The organism is Gemmobacter sp. 24YEA27, from assembly GCF_030052995.1.
In the GTDB taxonomy this organism is placed as follows: domain Bacteria; phylum Pseudomonadota; class Alphaproteobacteria; order Rhodobacterales; family Rhodobacteraceae; genus Pseudogemmobacter.
On record NZ_JASJPW010000001.1, the window covers coordinates 13,234 to 37,130 of the forward strand.

31 protein-coding genes are annotated in these 23,897 nt (G+C 63.2%); 11 read left to right on the top strand and 20 right to left on the bottom strand.

What is annotated here, in order from left to right; genetic code table 11:
- Nucleotides 1-247: 247 nt before the first annotated feature.
- Nucleotides 248-3,187: an isoleucine--tRNA ligase gene (gene ileS, locus QNO18_RS00080; protein WP_283176034.1), complete on the bottom strand. Its 2,940-nt coding sequence runs from the start codon at nt 3,185-3,187 to the stop codon at nt 248-250.
- A gap of 217 nt (nt 3,188-3,404) precedes the next feature.
- Here ileS and QNO18_RS00085 point away from each other — a divergent pair, with 217 nt between their 5' ends.
- The 3 genes from QNO18_RS00085 to QNO18_RS00095 all read left to right on the top strand — a co-directional run bounded on the left by QNO18_RS00085 (nt 3,405) and on the right by QNO18_RS00095 (nt 5,491).
- Nucleotides 3,405-4,619, top strand: coding sequence for an NAD(P)/FAD-dependent oxidoreductase (locus tag QNO18_RS00085; protein WP_283176035.1), 1,215 nt, complete (start codon nt 3,405-3,407; stop codon nt 4,617-4,619).
- A gap of 62 nt (nt 4,620-4,681) precedes the next feature.
- A complete protein-coding gene (locus tag QNO18_RS00090; protein ID WP_283176036.1) occupies nt 4,682-5,059 on the top strand; it encodes a DUF2237 domain-containing protein in 378 nt (125 codons plus the stop codon).
- A gap of 42 nt (nt 5,060-5,101) precedes the next feature.
- Entirely contained in the window at nt 5,102-5,491 is a 390-nt protein-coding gene (locus tag QNO18_RS00095; RefSeq protein WP_283176037.1) for a group III truncated hemoglobin, read from the top strand.
- A 9-nt stretch (nt 5,492-5,500) separates the two neighbouring features.
- Here QNO18_RS00095 and QNO18_RS00100 read toward each other — a convergent pair whose 3' ends face one another.
- Nucleotides 5,501-5,836 (bottom strand): hypothetical protein, encoded by a 336-nt coding sequence (locus QNO18_RS00100; RefSeq protein ID WP_283176038.1) that lies wholly within the window; start codon nt 5,834-5,836, stop codon nt 5,501-5,503.
- Nucleotides 5,833-7,065, bottom strand: coding sequence for a tryptophan synthase subunit beta (gene trpB, locus QNO18_RS00105; protein ID WP_283176039.1), 1,233 nt, complete (start codon nt 7,063-7,065; stop codon nt 5,833-5,835). The genes QNO18_RS00100 and trpB overlap by 4 nt, the downstream gene beginning before the upstream one ends.
- 169 nt (nt 7,066-7,234) lie before the next feature.
- Between trpB and QNO18_RS00110 the strand changes: the two genes are divergently transcribed.
- The 6 genes from QNO18_RS00110 (at nt 7,235) to QNO18_RS00135 (ending at nt 12,387) form a co-directional block, all read left to right on the top strand.
- Nucleotides 7,235-7,840 carry a (d)CMP kinase gene (locus tag QNO18_RS00110; RefSeq protein WP_283176040.1) on the top strand — a complete coding sequence of 202 codons (606 nt, stop codon included), beginning with the start codon at nt 7,235-7,237 and terminating at the stop codon, nt 7,838-7,840.
- Nucleotides 7,841-8,806, top strand: coding sequence for a hypothetical protein (locus QNO18_RS00115; RefSeq protein WP_283176041.1), 966 nt, complete (start codon nt 7,841-7,843; stop codon nt 8,804-8,806). It abuts the gene before it with no gap.
- A 147-nt stretch (nt 8,807-8,953) separates the two neighbouring features.
- The gene (rpsA, locus tag QNO18_RS00120; protein ID WP_092899119.1) at nt 8,954-10,633 is read left to right on the top strand and encodes a 30S ribosomal protein S1; all 1,680 of its coding nucleotides are present in this window, start codon (nt 8,954-8,956) and stop codon (nt 10,631-10,633) included.
- Between the two features lie 340 nt (nt 10,634-10,973).
- Nucleotides 10,974-11,255 carry an integration host factor subunit beta gene (gene ihfB, locus QNO18_RS00125; protein ID WP_092899121.1) on the top strand — a complete coding sequence of 94 codons (282 nt, stop codon included), beginning with the start codon at nt 10,974-10,976 and terminating at the stop codon, nt 11,253-11,255.
- Nucleotides 11,256-11,353: 98 nt separating this feature from the next.
- Nucleotides 11,354-11,716 (top strand): LapA family protein, encoded by a 363-nt coding sequence (locus QNO18_RS00130; RefSeq protein ID WP_198837645.1) that lies wholly within the window; start codon nt 11,354-11,356, stop codon nt 11,714-11,716.
- Nucleotides 11,713-12,387: a phosphoribosylanthranilate isomerase gene (locus tag QNO18_RS00135; RefSeq protein WP_283176042.1), complete on the top strand. Its 675-nt coding sequence runs from the start codon at nt 11,713-11,715 to the stop codon at nt 12,385-12,387. Before QNO18_RS00130 ends, QNO18_RS00135 begins: the two co-directional genes overlap by 4 nt.
- A gap of 80 nt (nt 12,388-12,467) precedes the next feature.
- Here QNO18_RS00135 and QNO18_RS00140 read toward each other — a convergent pair whose 3' ends face one another.
- The 5 genes from QNO18_RS00140 to QNO18_RS00160 form a co-directional block, all read right to left on the bottom strand.
- Nucleotides 12,468-13,028 (bottom strand): F0F1 ATP synthase subunit B, encoded by a 561-nt coding sequence (locus QNO18_RS00140; protein WP_283176043.1) that lies wholly within the window; start codon nt 13,026-13,028, stop codon nt 12,468-12,470.
- Between the two features lie 4 nt (nt 13,029-13,032).
- Nucleotides 13,033-13,584, bottom strand: a complete 552-nt coding sequence (locus tag QNO18_RS00145; RefSeq protein WP_198837642.1) for a F0F1 ATP synthase subunit B' — start codon at nt 13,582-13,584, stop codon at nt 13,033-13,035.
- A gap of 86 nt (nt 13,585-13,670) precedes the next feature.
- Nucleotides 13,671-13,907 (bottom strand): F0F1 ATP synthase subunit C, encoded by a 237-nt coding sequence (locus tag QNO18_RS00150; protein WP_092899130.1) that lies wholly within the window; start codon nt 13,905-13,907, stop codon nt 13,671-13,673.
- Between the two features lie 61 nt (nt 13,908-13,968).
- A complete protein-coding gene (locus tag QNO18_RS00155; protein ID WP_283178713.1) occupies nt 13,969-14,679 on the bottom strand; it encodes a F0F1 ATP synthase subunit A in 711 nt (236 codons plus the stop codon).
- Between the two features lie 53 nt (nt 14,680-14,732).
- Nucleotides 14,733-15,101, bottom strand: coding sequence for an AtpZ/AtpI family protein (locus QNO18_RS00160; protein ID WP_198837641.1), 369 nt, complete (start codon nt 15,099-15,101; stop codon nt 14,733-14,735).
- A gap of 239 nt (nt 15,102-15,340) precedes the next feature.
- Here QNO18_RS00160 and QNO18_RS00165 point away from each other — a divergent pair, with 239 nt between their 5' ends.
- Both QNO18_RS00165 and QNO18_RS00170 read left to right on the top strand, forming a co-directional pair.
- Entirely contained in the window at nt 15,341-15,721 is a 381-nt protein-coding gene (locus QNO18_RS00165) for a metalloregulator ArsR/SmtB family transcription factor (protein WP_283176044.1), read from the top strand.
- 455 nt (nt 15,722-16,176) lie between these two features.
- Complete coding sequence (locus tag QNO18_RS00170) at nt 16,177-16,344, top strand: hypothetical protein (RefSeq protein ID WP_283176045.1); 168 nt, start codon at nt 16,177-16,179, stop codon at nt 16,342-16,344.
- Here QNO18_RS00170 and QNO18_RS00175 read toward each other — a convergent pair.
- The 12 genes from QNO18_RS00175 to QNO18_RS00230 all read right to left on the bottom strand — a co-directional run bounded on the left by QNO18_RS00175 (nt 16,313) and on the right by QNO18_RS00230 (nt 23,852).
- Nucleotides 16,313-17,122, bottom strand: coding sequence for a division plane positioning ATPase MipZ (locus QNO18_RS00175; protein ID WP_283176046.1), 810 nt, complete (start codon nt 17,120-17,122; stop codon nt 16,313-16,315). The two genes, QNO18_RS00170 and QNO18_RS00175, sit on opposite strands and share 32 nt — an antisense overlap.
- An 87-nt stretch (nt 17,123-17,209) precedes the next feature.
- Nucleotides 17,210-17,611, bottom strand: coding sequence for a hypothetical protein (locus QNO18_RS00180; RefSeq protein ID WP_283176047.1), 402 nt, complete (start codon nt 17,609-17,611; stop codon nt 17,210-17,212).
- A gap of 43 nt (nt 17,612-17,654) precedes the next feature.
- On the bottom strand, nt 17,655-17,876 hold the full coding sequence (rpmE, locus tag QNO18_RS00185) for a 50S ribosomal protein L31 (RefSeq protein ID WP_092899140.1): 222 nt from the start codon (nt 17,874-17,876) through the stop codon (nt 17,655-17,657).
- Nucleotides 17,877-17,887: 11 nt separating this feature from the next.
- Nucleotides 17,888-18,262 (bottom strand): 50S ribosomal protein L19, encoded by a 375-nt coding sequence (gene rplS, locus QNO18_RS00190; RefSeq protein WP_092899142.1) that lies wholly within the window; start codon nt 18,260-18,262, stop codon nt 17,888-17,890.
- Between the two features lie 400 nt (nt 18,263-18,662).
- Nucleotides 18,663-19,529, bottom strand: a complete 867-nt coding sequence (trmD, locus tag QNO18_RS00195) for a tRNA (guanosine(37)-N1)-methyltransferase TrmD (RefSeq protein ID WP_283176048.1) — start codon at nt 19,527-19,529, stop codon at nt 18,663-18,665.
- Between the two features lie 124 nt (nt 19,530-19,653).
- Entirely contained in the window at nt 19,654-20,673 is a 1,020-nt protein-coding gene (locus QNO18_RS00200; protein WP_283176049.1) for a hypothetical protein, read from the bottom strand.
- A gap of 393 nt (nt 20,674-21,066) precedes the next feature.
- Nucleotides 21,067-21,573: a ribosome maturation factor RimM gene (rimM, locus tag QNO18_RS00205; protein ID WP_283176050.1), complete on the bottom strand. Its 507-nt coding sequence runs from the start codon at nt 21,571-21,573 to the stop codon at nt 21,067-21,069.
- Nucleotides 21,574-21,629: 56 nt separating this feature from the next.
- Nucleotides 21,630-21,989 (bottom strand): 30S ribosomal protein S16, encoded by a 360-nt coding sequence (rpsP, locus tag QNO18_RS00210; RefSeq protein ID WP_198837631.1) that lies wholly within the window; start codon nt 21,987-21,989, stop codon nt 21,630-21,632.
- A gap of 43 nt (nt 21,990-22,032) precedes the next feature.
- On the bottom strand, nt 22,033-22,329 hold the full coding sequence (locus QNO18_RS00215) for a chorismate mutase (protein WP_092899152.1): 297 nt from the start codon (nt 22,327-22,329) through the stop codon (nt 22,033-22,035).
- Nucleotides 22,322-22,861 (bottom strand): GNAT family N-acetyltransferase, encoded by a 540-nt coding sequence (locus QNO18_RS00220; protein WP_283176051.1) that lies wholly within the window; start codon nt 22,859-22,861, stop codon nt 22,322-22,324. The genes QNO18_RS00215 and QNO18_RS00220 overlap by 8 nt, the downstream gene beginning before the upstream one ends.
- Nucleotides 22,858-23,376, bottom strand: a complete 519-nt coding sequence (locus tag QNO18_RS00225) for a GNAT family N-acetyltransferase (RefSeq protein WP_283176052.1) — start codon at nt 23,374-23,376, stop codon at nt 22,858-22,860. The genes QNO18_RS00220 and QNO18_RS00225 overlap by 4 nt, the downstream gene beginning before the upstream one ends.
- Nucleotides 23,373-23,852, bottom strand: coding sequence for a GNAT family N-acetyltransferase (locus QNO18_RS00230; protein ID WP_283176053.1), 480 nt, complete (start codon nt 23,850-23,852; stop codon nt 23,373-23,375). Before QNO18_RS00230 ends, QNO18_RS00225 begins: the two co-directional genes overlap by 4 nt.
- Nucleotides 23,853-23,897: the final 45 nt, after the last annotated feature.

Below are 23,897 nucleotides of genomic sequence, written 5' to 3' on the forward strand. Positions count from 1 at the left end.
GCGCCCCGCATCAGAAAGACTTAAGCAAGGACGCCGCTGCAACGGTTGAGGCGACGGGCCCCGGCAACATCCACAGCTCCGGCCGCAATGAGGCCAAACGACAGGAGCGCATCTGGCACGGGGCGGGCGTCACCCTGCCGATGCCCGGCCGGACCGCTTACTGACCATTCCCGCCGCGCAGGGGGGCGCCCGAAACAGATAAGGGCCGCATCCTGCGATGCGACCCTTTTGGTTCTCAGGACGTCCCTCAGCCCAGGACGCTGTTACAGCGCGCGCAGGTCTCGGGGTGCTTGTGGCCGCCGACATCGGGCAGGATCTGCCAGCAGCGCTGGCATTTCGCGCCTTCCGCCGGGGCGAAGACCACTTTCACCGCCGGTGCATCGGCCAGGGTGAAAGCCCCATCCGGCGCGGCGGCATCGGTCACGCGGATGCCGCTGGTGATGCAGATATCGGCGAAGGCGACCGAATTCAGCGCGGCCAGCATCGCCGTATCCGCCACATGGACCACCGGCTTCGCCTCAAGGCTGGCGCCGATCACCTTGGCGGTACGCTCCACCTCCAGCGCGCCGGTCACGACGCGGCGGGCGGCGCGGATCCCGTCCCATTTCGCGGCGAGGGTCTCGTTTTTCCAGCCTGCCGGTGTCTCGCAGAAATCCTCAAGATGAACCGAGCTCTCCTCGCCCGGATGGCGCGAGAGCCAGACATCTTCCATCGTGAAGGGCAGGATCGGTGCGAGCCAGGTCGTCAGGCGCTGGAACAACAGATCCAGCACCGTGCGCGCGGCCCGGCGGCGGAGACTGTCGGGCGCATCGCAATAAAGCGCATCCTTGCGGATGTCGAAATAGAAGGCCGAGAGATCGACCGTCGCAAAGTTGAACAGCGTCTGGAACACGCCCGCAAAATTGAAGGCACGGTATTCGCGCCGCACTTCGGCATCGAGTTCCGCGAGGCGGTGCAGCACCCATTGCTCCAGCTCGGGCATTTCCGCCGCGTCGAGGCGCTCGGCCTCCTGGAAGCCGGACAATGCGCCCAGCATGAAACGCAAAGTATTCCTCAGCCGGCGATAGCTGTCGGCGGTGCCTTTGATGATCTTCGGCCCGATCCGCTGATCCAGCGTGTAATCGGTCTGCGCCACCCAGAGCCGCAGGATATCGGCGCCATATTCGGCGATGATCTCTTGCGGCGCGACCGTGTTGCCGATGGATTTGGACATTTTCATGCCCTTCTCATCCAGCGTGAAACCATGCGTCACCACATTGCGGTAGGGCGCGCGGCCGCGCGTGGCCGAAGCCTGCAACAAAGACGAATGGAACCAGCCGCGATGCTGGTCGGTGCCTTCCATATAGACATCGGCGATGCCGTCATCGGTGCCGTCGGCGCGGTCACGCAGCACGAAAGCATGGGTCGAACCGGAATCGAACCAGACATCGAGCACATCAAAGACCTGGTCATAATCCGCCGGATTAACCACGCCTTCGAGCACTTTTTCCTTGAAGCCTTCCACATACCAGACATCGGCGCCGTCTTTTTCAAAGGCGTCAGAGATGCGGCTGTTGACCGTTTCATTGCGCAACAGGAAATCCGGGTCGGTCGGTTTCGCGCCTTTTTTGGTAAAGCAGGTCAGCGGCACACCCCAGGCGCGCTGACGCGACAGCACCCAGTCGGGGCGGTGCTCGATCATCGAATGCAGGCGGTTCTTGCCGGAAACCGGGGTGAATTCCACCAGATCCTCGATCGAGGTCAGGGCGCGTTTGCGGATCGTATCGCCGAACTCGCCAAAGCCGTCATCCAGCTTTTCGTCGATGGCGGCGAACCATTGCGGCGTGTTGCGGAAGATCACCGGCGCTTTCGAGCGCCAGCTATGGGGATAGCTGTGCTTGACCTTGCCCTTAGCCAGCAGCGCACCCGCATAGGCCATCTGCTTGATATTCGAGACATTGGCCGGGCCTTCCTTGCCATCGGCAAGGATGATGTGCTGGCCGCCGAACAGCGGCAGATCGGCGCGATACGAGCTGTCTTCGGTGACATTATAGGTCATCGGCAGCCTGAACCTGACGCCCATCTGATAGTCGTCATCGCCATGGCTCGGCGCGGTATGGACAAAGCCGGTGCCCGCATCATCGGTGACATGGTCGCCCGGCAGCATGGGAACGTCATAATCCCATTCGCCATTCGCGCCCTCAACCCCGTGATAGGGGTGGCGCAGGATCACGCCTTCGAATTCCGATGCTTTCACATCGCGCAGACGGGTCCAGGCCTCGACCTTTGCCGCAGCCTTAACGCCTTCGGCCAGCGCATCGGCCAGCACCAGGGTCTCTCCGACCACGGCCGTCGATTTCTCATCTGCGGCATCGACACGGTACAGACCGTAAGCGATCTCTGGCCCGTAAGCGACCGCGCGGTTTTGCGGGATGGTCCAGGGCGTGGTGGTCCAGATCACCACCGAGGCATTCAGCAGCCCGGTATTGATGCAGCCATCCAGCTCCGGGAAGCTTGCCGCGGATGCAGGGCGGAACCGCACCCAGACCGTGTGGCTCGTATGGTCGTGATATTCGATCTCGGCCTCGGCCAGGGCGGTCTTCTCGACCGGCGACCACATGACGGGCTTCGACCCCTGATAGAGCGAGCCGTTCATCAACAGCTTCATGAAATCCTGGGCGATCACCGCCTCGGCATGGTAAGCCATTGTGAGATATGGGTCTTCCCAGTTCCCGTAGACACCCAGCCGCTTGAATTCCTCGCGCTGGATATCAACCCAGCCCTCGGCAAAGCGGCGGCATTCCTGGCGGAAATCGACGGTGCTCACATCGTCCTTATTCAGCCCTTTGGCGCGGTATTGCTCTTCGATTTTCCATTCGATCGGCAGACCGTGGCAATCCCAGCCCGGCACATAGCGCGCGTCATGGCCCATCATCTGATGCGAACGCGTGATGATGTCTTTAATCGTCTTGTTCAGCGCGTGGCCGATATGAAGATGGCCGTTGGCATAGGGCGGGCCGTCATGCAGCACGAAAGACGGGCGGCCCGGCTTCGCACGCAGGCGGTTATAGACCTCAAGCCGCGCCCAGCGGGCCAGCCATTCGGGCTCGCGGTTCGGCAGGTCGCCGCGCATCGGGAAATCGGTCTCGGGAAGAAATACGGTGTCGCGGTAGTCGACACCCGTTTCAGCGGTGGTTTCGGCGCACATCGATGCGGTCCTCTGGAATGTTGGCATTGGGGCGCCCCCTTGCCTGCGCGTCACGCAGCAGGAATGGTCCGCGCGAAATCTCCCGGCGTGCTGGTGTTCAGCGCGCCGGGCCGCTAATTCGGACACCCGGGGTCCGGGCGAGGATCGCAAAAGAATACGACATGGGGTCGGCTTATAGTCGCGGGCCGGGGTCGGGTCCAGTGCCAGGGTGAGGAAGATGGCGGGGAAAAGCACGGCAAAAACGCTTGAGATCGCCGTGGTGGGTGCCGGCATGGGCGGGCTGGCGGCGGCAAGCCTGCTTGCGCGCGACGGCCACCGGGTCACGCTGGTCGAGCGGTTTGCGACGCCGCGCCCGCTGGGCTCGGGGCTGGTGGTGCAGCCAGTGGGCCTGGCCGTGCTGGACGAGCTGGGCCAGGGCGATGCAGCCCGCGCGCTCGGGGCGCCGCTCCGGCGGATGCGGGGCTGGTCGGTCAACCGTCTTGCAGGCGCCACCCGCAGCCGCATCGCGCTTGATGTGCATTACCCGGCCGCAGACCCCGCCTGTGCGATGCATCGCGCAAGCCTTTTTCATGTGCTCTGGCAGGCGATGCAGGCATCCCCGGTCACACTGATCAGCGGCGAGACGGTGCGAGAGGCACCGCTGCGCCAGGGCCGGCGGGTACTGGTCTCGGACAATGGCGAGATCGGCGGTTTTGACCTGGTGATCGATGCCTCCGGCGCGGGTTCGGCGCTGTCGCCTTTAAAGGCGCGGGAGCTTGGCTATGGCGCGATCTGGACGCATGTCCCCTGGCCCGAAGGATCTGATCAGGGCCAGGATCAGCTGCGCCAGCGTTACTTTCGCGCAAGCCGCATGGCCGGCCTGATGCCCATCGGCCGCCTGCCCGGCGAGGCGGGCGCCCGCGCCGCCGTCTTCTGGTCGATGCCGCGCGCGGATCTGGCGGGCTGGGATGAAGCACGTTTCCAGGCCTGGAAGGCCGAGGCCAGCGCCTTCTGGCCCGTGATGCAGCCCTTCCTTGCTGGCCTGGATCATACCGGCAAGATGACGACAGCACTGTACAGCCATGGCACGCTGGACCGGCCTTATGCGCCGGGGCTGGTCTTTATCGGTGACAGTGCACATCGCGCCAGCCCGCAGCTTGGCCAGGGCGCGAATATGGCGCTGCTTGATGCTCTGGCGCTACGCGAGGCGCTGCGCGGTGATATCGATGAGGCGCCCGCGGCCTATGCCAGAATGCGGCGCTGGCATGTGCGGATCTACCAGTTGTTCAGCCTGTTCCTGACCCCGGCCTATCAGTCGGACAGCCGGGTTCTGCCACAGATCCGGGATCTGTTTCTGGCCCGGATCTCGCTGGTGCCACCAATGCCGCAGATATTGACGCGGCTGGTGGCTGGGCATCTCGTACCGCCTCTGGCCTCGAAACGCTGGCCCTGACCTGCCTCCCCTTGACCGGGCCGGGCGCTTTCAGCAGGCTGGGCCGCGAAAGGGAGCATGTGATGAAATACCCGTCGATCAATGTGCTGGGCGGCCCGCTGGAGGTCTGCTCGACCCGCCCGCTCACCGGTTTCTTCCGCGATGGCTGCTGCAATTCCGGGCCGGGCGATCAGGGGCGGCACACGGTCTGCGCTGAGATGACGGCAGAGTTCCTCGCCTTCTCGAAATATCTCGGCAATGACCTCTCGACACCCCGGCCAGAATTCGGCTTTCAGGGCCTGAAGCCGGGGGATCAATGGTGCCTTTGTGCCAGCCGCTTTGCCCAGGCGCATGACGAGGGCGCGGCGCCGAAGCTGCGCCTCAAGGCGACGCATCATGCGACACTCGACCTGGTTCCGCTGGAGGTTCTGAAGCTGTATGCGAGTGATGGGGAAGCCTAGTCGCTTTCACTTATCGAACATTTCAGCCCGAAAGCCTGCTCTATGACCCTCGCCCGCTTTCCTGTTTCCGACATTGAGCTGCGCGGCGTGGTTCATGACTTCTACCGGGAGGTCCGGGCGCATCCCGTGCTTGGACCGGTCTTCGCTGCGCATGTGAAAGACTGGCCGGAGCATGAGGAAAAGATCGTCGCCTTCTGGCGCAATGCGATCCTGATGGAGCGCGGCTATGACGGCAATCCGATGGCCGTCCATAAAGCAGCCGGCAATGTCCGCGCCGGCATGTTCAGCCCCTGGCTGAAGCTTTTTGACGAGGTGCTCGCCCGGCGCCTGCCCCAGGAAACCGCCCGCGCCTGGTCGGCACTCGCGCATCGGATCGGGAGGGGGCTCAGCCTCGGGCTGCAGGACTATGGCGGTATCCCGAAACTGAAATAGAGCGCGCGGTCAGAGCGGTCGGTCGATCCCGTCATAGATCGCCTGCAACGTCCCGATGCGTCTGGCATAAGCGGCACGGATACAGGCGAGATCGGCCTCACACCCCATACGCTCCTGCAACCAGGCCGCCTGATCATCGAGGATCTCGCCCCGATAGCCCATGGCAAAAAGCCCGGTCAGGAATTTCAACAGCGTCGCCATTTCCACATCGGCGTCGTTCAGGTCACGATTGTCGCAAATCGCCCGCTCATTCGGGCTGAGCCTTGCGAGGGTACAATCGAAACTGGCCGCCGCCACCGGGAGCGGCAGCGACAGCAGAATGGCAAGCGACAGCGCGCGCCTCACCCCTTGATCTCGACACCGAGATGGCGGGCGACGGTGAAGATGTCTTTGTCGCCGCGCCCCGAAAGATTGACCACGATGATATGGTCCTTCGGCAGGCCAGGCGCGTATTTCGTCACATAGGCAAGGGCGTGGCTGGGCTCGAGCGCCGGGATGATGCCTTCGGTCTGGCACAGGAGCTGGAACGCCGCGAGCGCCTCGTCATCGGTCACCGAGACATATTCAGCGCGACCGACATCGTGGAGCCAGGAATGTTCCGGTCCGATACCGGGATAATCGAGGCCCGCTGAGATCGAGAAGCCTTCGAGGATCTGGCCGTCCTCATCCTGCAACAGATAGGTGCGGTTGCCATGCAGCACGCCGGGGCGGCCGCCGGTCAGGCTGGCGCAATGCTGCATCCGCTCATCCACGCCCTTGCCGCCGGCTTCGACGCCGATGATCTTCACCGATGGATCATCGAGGAAGGGGTGGAAGAGGCCCATGGCATTCGAGCCGCCTCCGATTGCGGCAATGACAGTGTCGGGCAGGCGGCCTTCGCCTTCCTGTTCCACGAGCTGTTCGCGGGTTTCTTTGCCGATGATCGACTGGAAATCGCGCACCATGGCCGGATAGGGATGCGGGCCGGCAACGGTGCCGATGCAATAGAACGTGTCGCGCACATTGGTGACCCAGTCCCTGAGCGCGTCATTCATCGCGTCTTTCAGCGTGCCGCGACCCGAGGTGACCGGGACGACCTCGGCCCCCAGAAGCCGCATGCGAAAGACGTTCGGCGCCTGGCGTTCGACATCATGGGCGCCCATATAGACCACGCATTTCAGACCGAACCGCGCGCAGACGGTCGCGGTCGCCACGCCATGCTGGCCGGCGCCGGTCTCGGCGATGATGCGTTTCTTGCCCATGCGCCGCGCCAGCAGGATCTGGCCCAGCACATTGTTGATCTTATGCGAGCCGGTATGGTTCAGCTCTTCGCGCTTGAGATAGATTTTCGCGCCGCCGAGATGTTCGGTCAGGCGCGGCGCGTAATAAAGCGGGCTCGGGCGGCCGACATAATATTTCCACAGATCGGCCATCTCGTCCCAGAAGCTCTGGTCGGTCCTGGCGCGGTCATATTCGGCTTCGAGATCGAGGATCAGCGGCATCAGCGTTTCCGAGACGAAACGCCCGCCATGGATGCCGAAACGGCCGCGCTCGTCCGGGCCGGTCATGTAGCTGTTGATACCGTCATCGGCCATGGTGTTCCCCTCGTGCTGTCTTTGACGGTGTAGCGCCCTTGGCGCGCGGGGAAAAGGGGGCCCTGCGCCCCGCAAGGAACGCGAAGAAGAGGGGGCTCTGCCCCCTGGCCGCGTTGCGGCTCTCCCCCGGGATATTTATAGACAGAAAATGAGCATCAGAGGACAGCGGATGGCTTTTACAGTGGCGATTGACGGGCCGGCGGCGGCGGGCAAGGGCACGATCAGCCGGGCGGTGGCGGAGCGGTTCGGCTTTGCGCATCTGGATACGGGGGCGCTTTATCGGGCTGTGGGGGTCAAGGGCGGCGATCCGGTGGCGGCGGCGCGGGAGCTGACGGTGGCGGATCTGGCGCGGGGCGATCTGCGCTCGCTTGAGGCCGGTCAGGCGGCAAGCCGGGTTGCCGTGATCCCCGAAGTGCGGGCGGCGCTTTTGCAGTTCCAGCACGATTTTGCCCGGCGCGCGGGCGGCGCGGTGCTGGACGGGCGCGATATTGGCACGGTGATCTGCCCCGGGGCCGAGGTGAAGCTGTTTGTCACGGCGCGCGCAGAGATCAGGGCAAGGCGCCGCTGGCTGGAACTGGGGGGCGAGGCTGCGGAGTCGGACTATGAGACCGTGCTGGGGGAGGTGCGGCTTCGCGATGAGCGCGATATGAATCGCGCCGATGCGCCTTTGCGCCCGGCAGCTGATGCGGTGGTGATCGACACTTCGGATCTGGGGATCGGGGCGGCGTCAGAGCGTGCCATCGCCGCCGTTATGGCGGTGCGGGAGCGGCGCTGAATGCCGGCGAAAGTGGTGCTGCATCTGCCGCAGCGGTTTCGGGATCGGCTTGACCGGCGGCGCGGGCCGCTGCTTTACGAAGAGATCCGGTCAGTGATCACCGGGTTCGGCGGTGAAGTCGTGCTGGCGCCGCAGCTGAAGCGGGCCGATTATAAGATGGTTTCGTCTGAAGATCTGCATATCGTTGAAAATGGCAGGATACAGCGGCCCGCGGTGCTGAACGCGGCGACCGCCTATCTTGACGGTTTCTTTCATGTCGATCCGCGCGGAATCCAGGCGGAAAGCAGCATCGGGATGCGCCTTTATAAGCCGAAAAGGATCGATCCTGGTGTCGCGGCGGAGTATTTTGCCCTGCTGCGCGCCCGTTTCGTCACGCCGCGCCTGTCGCGCTATCGCCAGGCGCGGGACCATGCGCAACTGCCCGAGGGCTGCATTGCGGTGTTTCTGCAGGGGCCAGCGCCGCAGCGCCTGATGCAGGCGGCCTGTGGTTATGACGAGATGCTGATCGGGGTCTGCGCCGGGGCGGGAGGGCGCCCGGTGGTGGCCAAGCCGCATCCGCTTGACCCGGAAAGCGGCCAGGCGACCATTTCGGCGGCGCGGGCAGCCGGCTATGAAGTGATCGCGACAGAGGCCAATATCCACGATATCCTCAATGCCTGTGCGCTGACGGTCTCGGTCAATTCAGCGGCCTCGATCGAGGGGCTTTTGCATGAAAAGCCGGGGGTTCTGTTCGGCTGGTCGGATTTTCACCATTTCTTCCCCACCGCGTCACAGCCCGGAGAATTCGCCGCCCTGGCAGAGCGCGCGCTGGCGGCGCCGCCCGATGCGGCAAAGGCGCTTTACTGGTATTTCGGCCAATGTCTTGATGCGAAATCCCCAGACTTCGCGCCCCGCTTGCTGGCAATTTTTGCCAAAGCGGGCTTTGACGCCGTCCGGCTGGGCCTGAACCCGCCGCCCGGGCAGTGAATCAGGGCGGCAAAGGGGGCGGAGCTTGCCCTGACGGGACTTTGCCGCTATAGGACCGCATCCTGCGCCTGAGTCGCGCGCGGGGCCACCAAAGACCGGCGGAGCCAACCGCATGGCCAGAAAACCATCAAAAGGAAAACACCTCTTATGTGCGCTAAAAACGCTATGGACGAATTCGAAGCCCTGCTTGCGGAAAGCTTCGAAATTGACACCCCCGACGAGGGTACTGTCGTCAAAGGCAAGGTCATCGCTATCGAAGCGGGCCAGGCCATCATCGATGTCGGCTACAAAATGGAAGGCCGCGTCGATCTGAAAGAATTCGCTAATCCCGGCGAAGCTCCGTCGATCAATGTTGGCGACACCGTCGAGGTCTATCTGGACCGCGTCGAGAATGCCCGTGGCGAAGCTGTCATCTCGCGCGAGAAAGCCCGCCGCGAAGAGGCCTGGGATCGTCTTGAGAAAGCCTATGCTGACGAGATCCGCGTCGAAGGCGCGATCTTCGGCCGCGTCAAAGGCGGCTTCACCGTGGACCTGGGCGGCGCTGTTGCCTTCCTTCCGGGCAGCCAGGTTGACGTGCGCCCCGTGCGCGATGCCGGCCCGCTGATGGGTATGAAGCAGCCGTTCCAGATCCTGAAAATGGATCGTCGTCGTGGCAATATCGTGGTGTCGCGCCGTGCGATCCTTGAAGAGTCGCGTGCTGAACAGCGTGCGGAAGTCATCGGAAACCTGCATGAAGGTCAGGTTGTGGACGGCGTGGTCAAGAACATCACCGAATATGGTGCCTTCGTTGACCTCGGCGGCGTTGACGGCCTGCTACACGTCACCGACATGGCATGGCGCCGTGTGAACCACCCGTCGGAGATCCTGTCGATCGGCGAGACCATCAAGGTCCAGGTCATCAAGATCAACAAAGAGACCCACCGTATCAGCCTGGGCATGAAGCAGCTCCAGAACGATCCGTGGGATGCGGTGGAAAAAGCCTATCCGATCTCGTCGGTCCACAAAGGCCGCGTCACCAACATCACCGATTACGGCGCCTTCGTGGAGCTGGAAGCCGGTGTCGAAGGTCTCGTTCACGTCTCGGAAATGTCCTGGACCAAGAAGAACGTGCATCCCGGCAAGATCGTTTCGACCTCGCAGGAAGTCGAAGTCATGGTTCTCGAGATCGACTCGGCCAAGCGTCGCGTTTCCCTCGGCCTCAAGCAGACCATGCGCAATCCGTGGGAAGTCTTTGCTGAGACCCACCCGGTTGGCTCGACCATCGAAGGCGAAGTCAAGAACATCACCGAATTCGGTCTGTTCGTTGGCCTCGACAACGACATCGACGGCATGGTTCACCTCTCCGACCTGTCCTGGGACAAGCGCGGCGAAGAGGCCATCCAGGAATACCGCAAGGGCGACATCGTCAAGGCAGCGGTCTCGGAAGTCGACATTGACAAAGAGCGGATCTCGCTCTCGATCAAGGCTCTGGGCGAGGACACCTTCTCGGAAGCTGTTGACGGCGTGAAGCGCGGTTCGATCATCACCGTGACCATCACCGCCATCGAAGAAGGCGGCGTCGAGGTCGATTACAACGGCATGAAGAACTTCATCCGCCGTTCGGATCTTGCACGTGACCGCGCCGATCAGCGCCCCGAGCGCTTCTCGGTCGGCGACAAGGTCGATGTGCGCGTGACCAATGTCGATTCGAAGACCCGCAAGCTGGGTCTGTCGATCAAGGCACGCGAGATCGCCGAAGAGCAGGAAGCTGTTCAGCAATACGGTTCCTCGGATTCGGGCGCTTCGCTCGGCGACATCCTCGGCGCCGCGCTGAAGGGCGACCGCTGAGCCAAAGGCTGAAACGCCGCCAGAACCAATTGGCGGCCTCACAGCCCTGGAGAGAAAATGACAGGAAAGGCCGGGGAAATCCTCCCCGGCCTTTTTCTTTTGCGCGTGCCCGATTCGCCGGTCAGCGCGGTCACAGACAGGATCCGGGTGCCGCTACGGGCCGACGAAGGGCTCAATCGCACCATCAAGCGGCTTTTCAGCACCGGGTCACCGGGTCTCATAGCAGCCAGGTGCTTGTTTTCATTTGCCTCATCCGCTTTTTCTGCTTTTATGATCACAGACGCGCCAGGGCTGACTGCCACATCCTGGCCGAAACAATGTCGCGAAGGGGAGTGACCGGATGATCCGCTCGGAACTGATCCAGAAGATCGCAGACGAGAACCCGCATCTGACCCAACGCCATGTTGAGCGGATCGTGAACACGGTTTTCGAAGAGATCATCGAAGCGCTGTCGCGCGGCGACCGGGTCGAATTGCGCGGCTTCGGCGCCTTCTCGGTCAAAGAGCGCGACGCCCGCACCGGCCGCAACCCGCGCACCGGCGAGGCCGTCGAAGTCGAGGACAAGCGCGTCCCCTTCTTCAAGACCGGCAAATTGCTGCGCGACCGGCTGAACGGCCGCTGATCGGCGCAAGCCGGGTTGAACAGCGCTGCGTTAAGCCCGATATTCCGGCCAAGGGGCAGGCTTTGCCTGCCCGGTTCCTGACTGACGGATAGCGGATCATGCTGCGTTACCTGCGCTTTATCTTCATCGGCATCACCGGCCTCGTGCTGCTGACGCTTGCCCTGGCCAATCGCGGACAGGTGCAGTTGCGGCTCTTGCCCGAAGGCATCGGCAATATTCTCGGCACCACCGGCGGCTGGTCGATCCCGCTATTTGTGGTGATCCTCGGATCGGTGGCCATCGGCATCCTGGTCGGCTTCATCTGGGAATGGATGCGCGAGATGCGGATACGCCAGGCGGCAAAGGTCCAGACCAAGACCGTGGCGCGGCTTGAGAAGGAACTCGCCGTCCTGAAGGACAGCAATTCCGTGCCGCCCCGGGACGAGGTTCTTGCGATTCTCGCCGGGGACGGGCGGAAGTGAGCTCTCCCATCCGGGTAAAGATCTGCGGCTTGCGCCATGCAGCCGAAGTCTCTGCCGCCGCCGCCGCTGGAGCCGCCTATGTGGGCTTTGTCTTCTTTCCCAGGTCCCCACGCCATGCCTCGCTGACAGAGGCCCGTGAGGCCGCGCTGAGCGCGCCTGAGGGCCTGTGCAAGGTGGCGCTTGTGGTCGATGCTGATGACGGCCTGCTCGACAGTATCCTGGCCGAAGTGCCCATTGATATGCTGCAGCTGCATGGCAGCGAGACGCCCGGGCGCGTGTCAGAGATCCGCGCGCGCTTCGGCCTGCCGGTGATGAAGGCGGTCGGCGTAGCGGATGAGGGCGATCTGGCGCCGCTCATGGATTATGCGCTGGTGGCAGATCAGCTGCTGATCGATGCCAAGCCCCCGAAAGGGACCGCCCTGCCGGGCGGCAACGGGCTGAGCTTTGACTGGCGGCTGGTGGCGCAACGGCGCTGGCTGAAGCCCTGGATGCTCGCGGGTGGGTTGACCCCCGAGAATGTGGCCGAAGCGATACGCCTGACCAATGCGCGCCAGGTCGACGTGTCTTCGGGCGTGGAAACTGCGCCGGGCATCAAGGATCTGGATCGGATCCGCACTTTTGCCCGCGCGGCCCTTGGCCCGGCGGAACCGGCGATTCCGAAACTGCGCTGACCGCCGGCCTGCAGGGCGCTCAGACAATGAAAAAGCCCCGGAGCTCACGCGCCGGGGCTTTTTTATTTCGGTTTCGCGGATCAGTGCAGCCTGGCGTCGACCTGGGCAATCGCATCTTCAATCGACGCAGCCGCCCAGTCTTCGGTGCTGTTTTTCGCCAGCAGGTCGCCTGCCGCCGCAATCGCAACCGCCACGGCGCGCTCGCGCACCTGACGAACAGCGGTCTGCTCTGCCAGAGCGATCTGCTCTTCAGCAGCCTTCAGCCTGCGCTCGATCGAAATGGCCAGATCCGCACGCGCCTTGTCGGCTGCGGCCCGGGCCTCATCCCTGGCCGAAGCCACGATGCGGTCCGACTGTTCGATCACTTCCTTTTGCTTGCGCTCATAGGAAGCGAGGATCGACTTGGCCTCTTCGCGCAGCGCCCTTGCCTCGTCCAGCTCGGCCTTGATCGCGACCGCACGCTTATCGAGAAGCCGCCCGAGCAACCCCGGTACACCTGCATAGATCAGGATACCGACGAAGATCAGGAAGGCGATCAGGACCACGAAGTCGGTATTCCCGAGCGAGAAGAACGGACCCGAAGCCGCGAGGGCGGGCGTCGCGCTCACAAGGGCTGCGGCAGTGATGAGAAGCTTTTTCATCGCCTTACCCTTTCAGCCGGGCAGCAATCGCCGCCGTTACCGACCGCGCATCGGCGGAGCCGCCAAGCGCTGCAACCAGTTCCTTCGCGGTGTCTTTCGCGACGGCCTGAACCGCCTCTTCAGCACCGGCCCGGATCTCGGCGATCTTCGCCTCGGACTCTGCAGCCCGTGCGGTGATCTCGACATCGGCCTTTGCAGTCGCCGCATCCAGGTCTTTCTGGATTTCGGCCTTCGCTGCCGCGATGATCTTTCCAGCCTCGGTGCGGGCCGTTGCCAGCGCCTCGTTATAGGCTTTCTCGGCCTCGAGTGCCTTGAGCTTCAGCTCTTCGGCCGCGGCGAGATCATTGGTGATCGTTCCCTTGCGCTCGGCCAGCACCGCGCCGATGCGCGGCAGGGCAATGCGCGAGAGGATCACGAACAACACCACCAGGGCGACCGCAAGCCAGAAAATCTGGTTGGGCATCCAGTCGGTGCAGAGCTGCGGCATCCCTTTGGCGCCGCCCGCGTCATAAAGGCATTCTGCATGCCAGTTAACGCCGTGGGTTTCCGTTGCCATTCTGCTCTCCGTCGATCCCTTCTGAACAGGAAGGGCGCCAGCCGTCTCCGACCCGCGCCGCTTCCCACTTTTACGTCAGAAGCAGATCAGACTGCGAACATCAGCAGCAGAGCGATCAGGAACGAGAAGATCCCGAGTGCTTCTGCGAAAGCGATACCAACGAAGAGGTTGGCGGTCTGGCCCGGAGCGGCCGAAGGGTTGCGCAGAGCGCCGGCGAGGAAGTTGCCGACGATGTTACCCACACCGATGCCAGCGCCGCCGAGACCGAAAGCCGCGAGGCCAGCGCCGATGTATTTGCCGAGAGCTGCGATTTCGCCTTCCATGGTCGAATACTCCTGTATTTGGATTTGGCTGAGTTGAGGTCCGGACCGTCAGGGGTGACGCTTAGTGATGCGCGTCGCCCACAGCGTCTTTCAGATAGACACAGGTCAGAATGGTGAAGACATAGGCCTGAACAAAGGCCACGAGCACCTCGAGCGCGTAGATGCCAACGGCACCTGCGATCGCGAGCGGCGAGATGATCGCCATCGAGGCAAAGCCCGCGAAAACTTTGAGAACGGCGTGACCTGCCAGCAGGTTACCTGCAAGACGGATCGAATGGGACACCGGGCGCATGATGTAAGAGATGATCTCAATCACCGCCAGAACCGGGCGCAGCGCGAGCGGCGCCGAGGACACCCAGAACATCGAGAAGAAGCCCAGACCCTTGCGGGCGATCCCGATCAGGGTAACGCCGAAGAACACCAGAAGCGCAAGCGACGCGGTCACGGCGACATGCGAGGTGGTGGTGAAGCTCATCGGCAAGAGGCCAAGGAGGTTCGAGAGCAGGATGAAGAGGAAAAGCGTCATGACATAGGGGAAATACTTCACCCCGTCATGGCCTGCGACTTCTTCAACCATGTTATGGATAAAGCCGTAGAACACTTCGGCGACCGATTGCAGACGGGTCGGGATGATGCCGCGATGACGGGTCGCCAGCACGAACAGCGCGAAGACGCACAGAAGTGCGATCCCCATCCACAGCGTCACATTGGTCACGGTGAACGTGCCCACGGGGCCATCGCCCCAGAGGGGTTTCACAATGAACTGATCCATCGGATGGATCGAAAAACCGCTTCCGCCCTCAGCCGTGCCTTCTGCCGCCACGATCAGTTCCCTTCACCCGATGCGGCGCCGGCCTCTGCCTTTGCCGCCTTGTCATCCCTTGCGGCCTCAGCCGCACGTTTTTCCGCCACTTCCCGCGCGGTGCCCATCATGGTGCGCACCCCCGCGGCAAACCCCAGGAGCGAGAAGATCACCAGGAGGAACGGGATCGTGCCGAACAGCTTGTCCAGCCCATAACCGATCCCGGTTCCGACGATAATGCCGGTCGCAAGCTCGATCACCATTCTCCAGGCAAGCTCGCCATGCGAGAGGCCCTTCGCCACAGAGGTCTTATCTGACTTCGGCTTGCCCCGCAGATCACCAAGCCGCTTTTCCAGCGCCCTGAGCCTGTCGGGATCGGGTTCCGAAGCCATTTTCGCCACCCCATGACATTTGCGAGGGTTCTATGCGGCGGGGGGAAGGGTGTCAACCTTGCGTGAACTCGGGGTATCTCAGCACAACCCATTGAAATTACGTGCATATGAGATTCGCAACCTATCTTTTCTCCGCTCCCCGCGGGCGCAGGATCGCGATTTGCACGCCGCTTCAATATTCAACGAAACGGTTGAATATCGCCGGTTGCGCCCGCCCGCCCTGGCCGCGATACTGCGACATGCTTTCCGCCTCCGCCCAGCTGGACCTCGTCTTCGCCGCCCTCGCCGATCCGACGCGGCGCGCGATTCTCGCGATGCTGCTCGAAGATGATATGGCGGTGACCGATGTGGCGCATCCGTTCGAGATCAGCCTTGCAGCCGTGTCGAAACATCTTGGCGTGCTCGCGGATGCCGGGCTGATCACGCGGGAGCGGCGCGGGAGGGTGATCTGGTGCAAACTCGAGCCCGATGCCCTGCGCGGCGCCTCGGTCTGGATGCAGGCCTTCGGCCAGTTCGAGCCCCTCGACCTGGACCAGTTCGAACGTTTTCTGGAAAGCGAGCTCGCCGGAACGGAAACCGCGCCTCTTATGCCGGAAGAGGCCTCCGGCGGGGATATTTAAGGACAGAAGTCATCTTTTTTCCTGGTTTCTGTCCTTAAATATCCCGGGGGGGCGCCGCCGCAGGCGACGGGTCCCCCCCTGCCCCGGCAGTCAGGCGCACAACCGCTCTTTGCAGGCGTCACCATCAGGTTCTTTTTCCCTTTGCCCAAGGCGTTGCGCTGCAATCCATCCACCACCAGGTCAGCTTTTGGCTGCCTGAAGCTGGCCACCTGCCCCGACAGGCCGGGAAACATCGCTGCCGCATACGGTTCTGCGCCGGGGCACGCCCGGGCCTCAGAGGATTCCTTTACAACCGGAAACAGTCTGTCCAAAACGCTACGGCCAAGGCCCATGTTTCAACCGGAGGCTGCCACAAACCTGCCCCGGTTCGCGGCGATCCTTGGGCTCAGGAAAACCAATGGGCCCATTGCCAGCCGCAAAGCCGGCTGCGGGCCAGGAACTGAAGGAACGCCGCCATGACCAAGGCACTTGAATTTCTGCGCAGCCTGACCGCGAAACGTGCCGTCGAGCCAGATGTCGATGCCGCTTTCGACGCCCGGCTGCAAAGGCTCGACGCGGTGCGTCAGGTGTCGGTTTCGCGCGCGGTGCTGTTCAGAACGCAGCCGTCACAGCAGGAAGCCTGAGCGCGTTGATCAGGTCGCGCAGCTCCTGCCGCGCGGCGACGTTGGAGAGGTTCATCTGCTCGACCCCGGTATCCTTCAGGTCAAGCAGCGTCAGCCCTCGCGGAAACAATTCGCGAAAGATCACGCGTTCGGAAAAACCGGGCGCCACACGAAAGCCGATGCGGCGGGAGAGATCCTCCAGCGCGGCACCGACCTTTTTCTTGTTATGCATCGCCTGGGCGCCCAGGCGGTTGCGCAAAACGATCCAGTCGATCGGCTTCAGCCCGGCCTGCGCCCGCAATTGCCGCGCGCCCCAGACCATCTCGGCATAGATTGACGGGCCCTTCACCTTGCCGGATTCAGGGTCGATCCGGGCCAGAAGATCGAAATCAACGAAAGAGTCATTCAGCGGCGTGATCAGCGTATCGGCCAGCGAATGCGCCACCTGGCTCAGCCGCGTATGGCTGCCGGGGCAATCGATCACGATGAAATCCTTGACCGGGTCCAGCGCCGAGACCGCCGCCGTCAGACGCTGGTCGAACGGGTTTTCACCATCCACAAGGCTTGGCTCGTCGACTTCGGGCAACTCCCGGTAATCCGGCGATGGCAAATCCAGCCCGGCCTTCGCAAGAAAGGCCCGGCGGTTCTCGACATAGCGGCCAAAGCTGCGCTGCCTGAGATCAAGATCCATCGCGCCCACCCGATGCCCCATCCGGGCCAGCGCCGTTGCGACATGCATCGAGGTGGTCGACTTCCCCGACCCGCCCTTTTCGTTTCCGACTACGATGATATGCGCCATGGCAGTGGCTCTCCCCCGGGGTCATTCCAGCCTGTCTATTGGCAAGGACCGGGCAAAAGGGGAAGAGGAAATCCACGACCCGGCATTTCAGGAGGTTGCTGCTGCCGCACAGGGAACATACCAGTCACAGTCATAAGCGGCGTCATCACCCGGAAACTTCCCCAGACAAACACGCCCGTCAGCCTCGCGCTGAAGACGCCGTTCAGGCCGGTCCTCGTCTGGGGCGAGCGGAAAGTCCCCCTCGGGCAACTGGAACCAGGACAGGATCAGATCGCCCGGCCCGTGCCCGAGAACACGGCAGGACGGGTCGAAATAGCCACTTTCACTGTAGCCCCAAAGCGTGAGAACAGTACCGCCATCCTGAGACCGGAACCCGATCGGGCGCTTTTCGCAGCGCGACAAATCTGCTTGTGGCGCGAACTTACCGTCAAAGGCCGCGAAAGGATCTGCCGCGACGCCGGTCCCGCATGTCAGCAGCATCCAAAGCAAAAAGGCGCATCCGAAGATGCGCCTTTTGTATCTGTGCCAGGTCTCAGAACCCAAGGCCGGCATATTTGTTTTTGAACTTCGACACGCGGCCGCCGGTATCCATCAGCTTGGCCGACTGTCCGGTCCAGGCCGGATGCGCCAGCGGGTCGATGTCGAGCGACATGGTGTCGCCCTCTTTGCCCCAGGTCGAACGGGTCTGATAGGTCGAGCCGTCGGTCATTTTCACTTCGATGAAGTGATATTCGGGGTGAATGCCCTCTTTCATCTCGGCTCTCCTTATTCCGATTTGGCTTTATAGGTGCTGTCTTCGGCGATACGGGCCGATTTGCCGCGACGCGCGCGCAGGTAATACAGCTTGGCGCGACGGACTTTACCGCGGCGGACCACGTCGATCGAATCGATATTGGTCGAGTAAAGCGGGAACACACGTTCCACACCTTCACCGAAGGAAATCTTGCGGACGGTGAACGAGGCCGCGAGGGTGGCGCCGCCTTTGCGGGCGATGCAGACGCCTTCATAGGCCTGCACGCGCGAACGGGTGCCTTCGGTCACTTTATAGCCGACGCGAATGGTATCGCCGGCCTTGAAATCAGGGATCTTCTTATCGAGTGCGGCAATCTGCTCCGCCTCGATCTGAGCGATCAGGTTCATCGCATTTCTCCATATGCCTGCGGTTTTTGCCCGCAGAGGTGATCCTGGCCGAGAGCTCCTGGTCTTCTTTCGGGTCCCTGCATCGCGTTTTGCGCGACCGGCCCGCCGGAGATCGGTTCGGTTTACTTTGCTTTTCAGCGTGCCGCGCCCTGCCTGCCCCCGCCGAAGAAGACGGATCGATCAGACAAAAGGAATCGGGTCCGACAGGCTTTCACCCCGGACCCGCTGACTATAGGCGCTGACGGCTTTCCGGTCAAGCGGCGCGCATCCTGTCCCGGCATGCTGCCGGGATGCCTCCGGCGGGGATATTTAAGGACAGAAAATGACAAAAGAAGGCTTTCATTTTCTGTCTCTAAATATCCCGGGGGTGAGCGCGGTACGCGCGAGGGGGCTGGCCCCCTCAACACCCTTTCCGCTTGCGAAATGCATCCCAGAGATCGGGCCGCCGCGCGGCTGTGATTTCTTCTGACTGCGCCTGACGCCATTTGGCGATTTCGCGGTGATTGCCGGACATCAGCACCGGCGGGATCTCCAGGCCTTGCCACTCTGCCGGCCTGGTATATTGCGAATGTTCCAGCAGCCCGTCGGAGAAACTCTCCTCCACCGCCGATTCCGCATTGCCCAGCACACCGGGCAAAAGTCGCAATGTGGCATCCAGCACCGCCTGGGCTGCAATCTCACCCCCGGTCATCACGAAATCGCCGAGGCTGACCTCCTCGATCTGCCAATGGTCCAGCAGGCGCTGATCGACCCCTTCGAACCGGCCACAGAGCAGCGTCATCCCCTCGCCCGCCGCAAACCGGCGTGCCATTGACTGATCGAACGGCCGGCCTCGCGGCGAGAGATAGATCAGCGGCCAGGTGGCGCGGCTGGCGCGCACACCCTCCATTGCCGCGGACAGCGCACGATGCGTCACATCCGCCCGCAGCACCATTCCCGCGCCGCCACCCGCAGGTGTGTCATCGACATTGCGGTGCCTGCCCTCGCCGAACTGGCGCAGATCAAAGGTCTCCAGCCGCCAGCGCCCCATCTCCAGCGCTTTGCCGGTCAGCGAGAGCCCGAGCGTGCCGGGGAAGGCGTCGGGAAACAGGGTGACGACCCGGGTTTCAAACGCCCCGTGCAGGAGACGCGGCTCCTGCATCAGATCGCGCGGCTTCAGGGAAGCGCTGATCTTCAGTTTGCCATGGCTGCGGTCGGGTGCGGCCCCGTTCCCGGAACCCTCGGGCCCTCCGCCAATCGCTTGCTGTTTACCGGGTTCTTCACTCATGGTCTCGCTCTAGCGCGAAACCTGTCGGCACGAAAGGGTCGTGCGTGAAATCACCAGGACGGAGCGGTTTCCCGATCTGCCCGTATCAATCAGGGCAAAGCCCTCGCGTCAGGAGCACCGTGTTTCAGGCCTGCCGGGCGCCGGCGACCGGCGGCACAAAGCCAGGGGTGACCGGTCGCGCGGCGACGGGCTGGCCCCGCACCGGCTCGCTTGCCTGCCCCGATGCCTGACCCGGTGCCTGCTCTGGCGCTCCGGCTGCTGCCAGAGCCGCCGCGAGGTCACGCAAAGCCCTTGCCGCAGCACTGCTTTCGCAGGCCCCGGCGAGATCGCGGACCGCGCCTGCAGATGGGAAATAAGATGCCATCGCCGGGATCTTGTGCAAAAGCGTCCGACCTCGCAACGACAGGAGCGACAGGAGTTCCTCGGAGTTTCCGGCAGCGGCAAAGGCCGTCCGCATCTCACCAGGCACCGTATAGTCCGAATGCGGGAAAGGTTCTGTGGCTTTCAGAATGACCGCCGTTCTGAGTGGCACATGCTGGCTCGCGGGGCAGGCATTCAGTGCCGCCGTAAGTGCCGCAAGCCGTGACCAGATATCGCCGGTATCGAGGAAGTGGCCGAGCTGTTCCAGCATGACCCCGGCCTCGGTTGCGCCATCCTCAGCCAGGGCAAACAGTGCAGAGACCGCAGCCTCGGCCGAAGCCGGAACCGGTCGCGGTGGCGCGGCACCTGGCTCATCGCTCCAGAGCAGCCGGTCAATGGTTTCGCCAGTCACCATGGCCAGTTCAGGCAGCCAGGCCATCCGCAGCAGCGGCAGCGCCACAAGCGACAGCGCCACCGGCAGCACAGGGTTGATCAGCGGCATATAGCCAAGGACGCCGCCGATGCCGCGCCCGACCCCGAACAGCAAGGCCACGAAGAGGATCTGTGAGCACAGAAGCGTCAGCGCCGCCAGCCCCGCCCTGAGGGTCAGCCATTCGCCAAAGCGTTGCGGCCATTTATGCGGCCGAAGCATCACCAGCCAGAGCATGAACAAGGCCACGAAGGGCGGAAGATATCCCGCGCCTGAACCGGCCAGTCCGGCCAGCAACGGCCCCATGTAAAGGAGAACAGTTGTCGCCTGTATCAGCCGCTTCCGATGCGTCACGACGCGTCCCTTTCGCCGATGCGGATTGCGATCCGCCCCTGTTGCTGTCACGACCCCGACCCGGGTGAGGGCCCGCGCCGGCCCTGCCTGTCCCGAGCCACAGGTGACGGTTTCAACGAGAGGGACCAGCCATGGCAAAAACAAGGCAGCGCCGTGTCGGGCCCAGGAAGTTCCGCGACGTTTAGGGGTAATTTCGGCCGCAGATGGGGACAATCCAGACCTGCTGGTCTCCGTGGTTCCGGTACCGCCAAGGAAGCTCTGGCATGTCGGAAAATGTCTTAACGCCTGTGACGCTGTCATGGCGCACAAAAGACGGGGCAGAGAAGACGGGCCTTCAGTGCCAGCTTTCCGCCTGACACACAGGGCCGCACTGGCAGGCAGCCAGGCCCGGCGTCAGTCCAGACCTTCCGGCAGATCGGCGATCAGCACTCCGCGTGCAAGATCAACGGTGGGCACGGTTGCCTGTGTAAAAGGAAGCAGCAGCGGCGCGGCTTTCTGGGTGAGCCGGATCTCGATCAGATCCCCTGCCCCGTGATTATGGACCGCGATCACCGTCCCGAGACTCGCGCCACCAGTGTCTTTCACCGCAAGCCCGATCAGATCGGTGTGATAGAATTCATCATCCGGCAGGCCAGGCAGACGGTCACGCGCGACATAAAGCTCTGTCCCACGCAGGGCATCGGCCTCTTCCTTGGTGGAGATGCCGGACAGACGCGCCCCGATGGCCCCCGCGACCGGCCTGGTCAGGGTCACCGCAAAGCTGCGATTGCCGTCTTTGGTGAAAAGCGGGCCATATGAGGCGATATCGGTCGGCTCGGCGCAAAAGCTTTTCAGCCGCACCTCGCCCCGGATCCCCCAGGCACCCGCGATGGAACCGACACAAATCCGGTCGTCAGACATAGCCCGCTCCAGTCCTGGAACGGATGGCCCCGGCAAAAGGGCCATCCGTGTTTTGATCACGCTTCGGCAGCAGCCGGAGCTTCCGAACGTGCTGCTTTCTTGGCAGCGCGCTCGGCCATTGCTTTGCCCGGGACAGCCGATTTCAGGTTCGAGCGGACGGCTTTCTCTTTCAGACCAGCCGATTCCAGGAAGCGGGCCACGCGGTCGGTCGCCTGAGCACCCTGGCTCAGCCAGTATTGGATGCGCTCGACATTCAGCACGACGCGGGCTTCGTTGTCTTTTGCCAGCAGCGGGTTATAGGTGCCCAGCTTTTCAATGAAGCGGCCATCGCGCGGCATGCGCGAATCGGTCGCAACGATTGCGTAGAACGGGCGCTTTTTCGAACCGCCACGGGCGAGACGGATTTTCATAGACATGGGTATCTCCTTCAGATGTCTGTGTCGCGGGCGTCAAACCCGCTTATTTTTGCAGTTTCTCGTGATGCCTGATGACTTCGGATATGATGAAGGTCAGGAATTTCTTGGCGAATTCCGGGTCGAGACGGGCCTCATCGGCCAGCTTTTCCAGACGTTCGATCTGACGCGCCTCGCGGGCGGGGTCGGATGGGGGAAGGTCATGCGCGGCCTTCAGCCGGCCAACCGATTGCGTATGCTTGAACCTTTCGGCCAGCGTATAGACGAGAATCGCGTCCAGCCGGTCAATCGACTCGCGATGTTCTTTCAGCAGCTCAGCGGCGCGTGCGACAGGATCACTCATCATGCTTCTCCGGTTGCGGGGCGCGCGGGTGCCGCCAGATCGTCATCGGCTTGCCGAAAATCTCGTCATCGCGCTCGGGGGCCGCGCCAAGGCGGCGGGCCAGGGCCATCGAGCGGTGATTGTCGCGCGCGATCATGCTGATCGCCGTGTTCCAGCCAAGCGCACCGAAGGCATGGTCACGAATGGCGAAAGCCGCTTCGCTCGCATAGCCATAGCCCTCATGCGCCGGATCCCAGAGGTTCCAGGCCAGTTCCGGCTCGGGCCAGGCGGGCGGGTTCAGATGGCCGGCAAGGCCGATCGCTTCGCCGGTCTCCGTAAGCGTCACGGCAAACAGCCCATAACCACGCAGGACCCAATGGCCGATCACGGTCGCGAATGTCTGGAACGCACCCGAGGCGGTGGCCGGACCGCCGGTGAATACCGCACGGGGGCTTGCCATATAGGCGATGAAGCCCGGCAGATCGCGCTCTTCAGGGGCGCGAAGCGTCAGGCGCAGGGTGTTCAGTACGGGCGCACCGGAAAGCAGGATCATGCGGTCGCCTCCGTCTTCAGCGGGAAATGCCAGAGGCTCGCCCCAGCGATATGCGGCGAGGGCTGGTCGGTGGGCGTGCCGCCGATCCTGCGGGCAATCGCCATTGACGCGTGGTTGTCGCGGTGGATCGAGGTCACCGCCCTGGTGAAACGCGGATCTGCGACCATCCAGGCCTGCACCAGCTGCGCAGCCTCAGAGGCGACGCCCCGCCCTTCGGCCTCCGCGCTCCAGAGCGACCAGGTCAGATCGACCGGCGCGGCGGGGTCGAAATGCAGCGGCCCCGCATGGCCAAGCGCCGCCCCGCTCGCGCGGTCGGTGATGGTGAACCGGCCATAGCCGCGCAGATGCCACTGCCCGATCATGCCCGCGAATTTTTCGAACGCCTGAGCGGCGGTCTTCGCGCCCCCGACAAACCGCGCCCTAGCCGAAGTCGCGAAGGCGACAAAGGCGGCCGCATCTCCGGCTTCGGGCGCGCGCAGGACCAGGCGGTCCGAGGTGAGGCTCGGAAAGCTCATGCCGCCGCCCTCAGATCATGGCGGATCACCACATCGCCCGGGTCGATCCCCGGCAATGTCGCGTCAATCACGCCGCCAATCCGCAGCCCAAGCGCGATGGAGCGCTGGTTGCCCGGATCGATAATATTGGTGATGAAGGGCCAGTCGGTCGCGCCTTTCAGCCAGGTCAGCACCGCTTGCGCCGCCCGCGCCGCAACGCCCCGGCCCTCGGCTTCCGGCACCACGAACCAGCCCAGCTCCGGCGCGGGGTATTCGGCGGGGTGAAAGATGCCGACCTCGCCGAGATAGCCGCCATTGCTGCGGTCTTCGACCGTGAAAGGACCATACCCCATCAGCGGCCATTGCCCGACCTCGGACGCCCAGAGACGCCAGGCCGCGTTACGCAGCAAAGGCCCTCCCTCCCAGACCGAACGGTCCGAGGCGTAGAAGGCGGCGCGATATTCAAAATCCGACAATTTCGGCATACGCAGCCGCAAATCGCCTGTCTCCAGAACAGGCGCTTGCAGATATGCAACATTTGC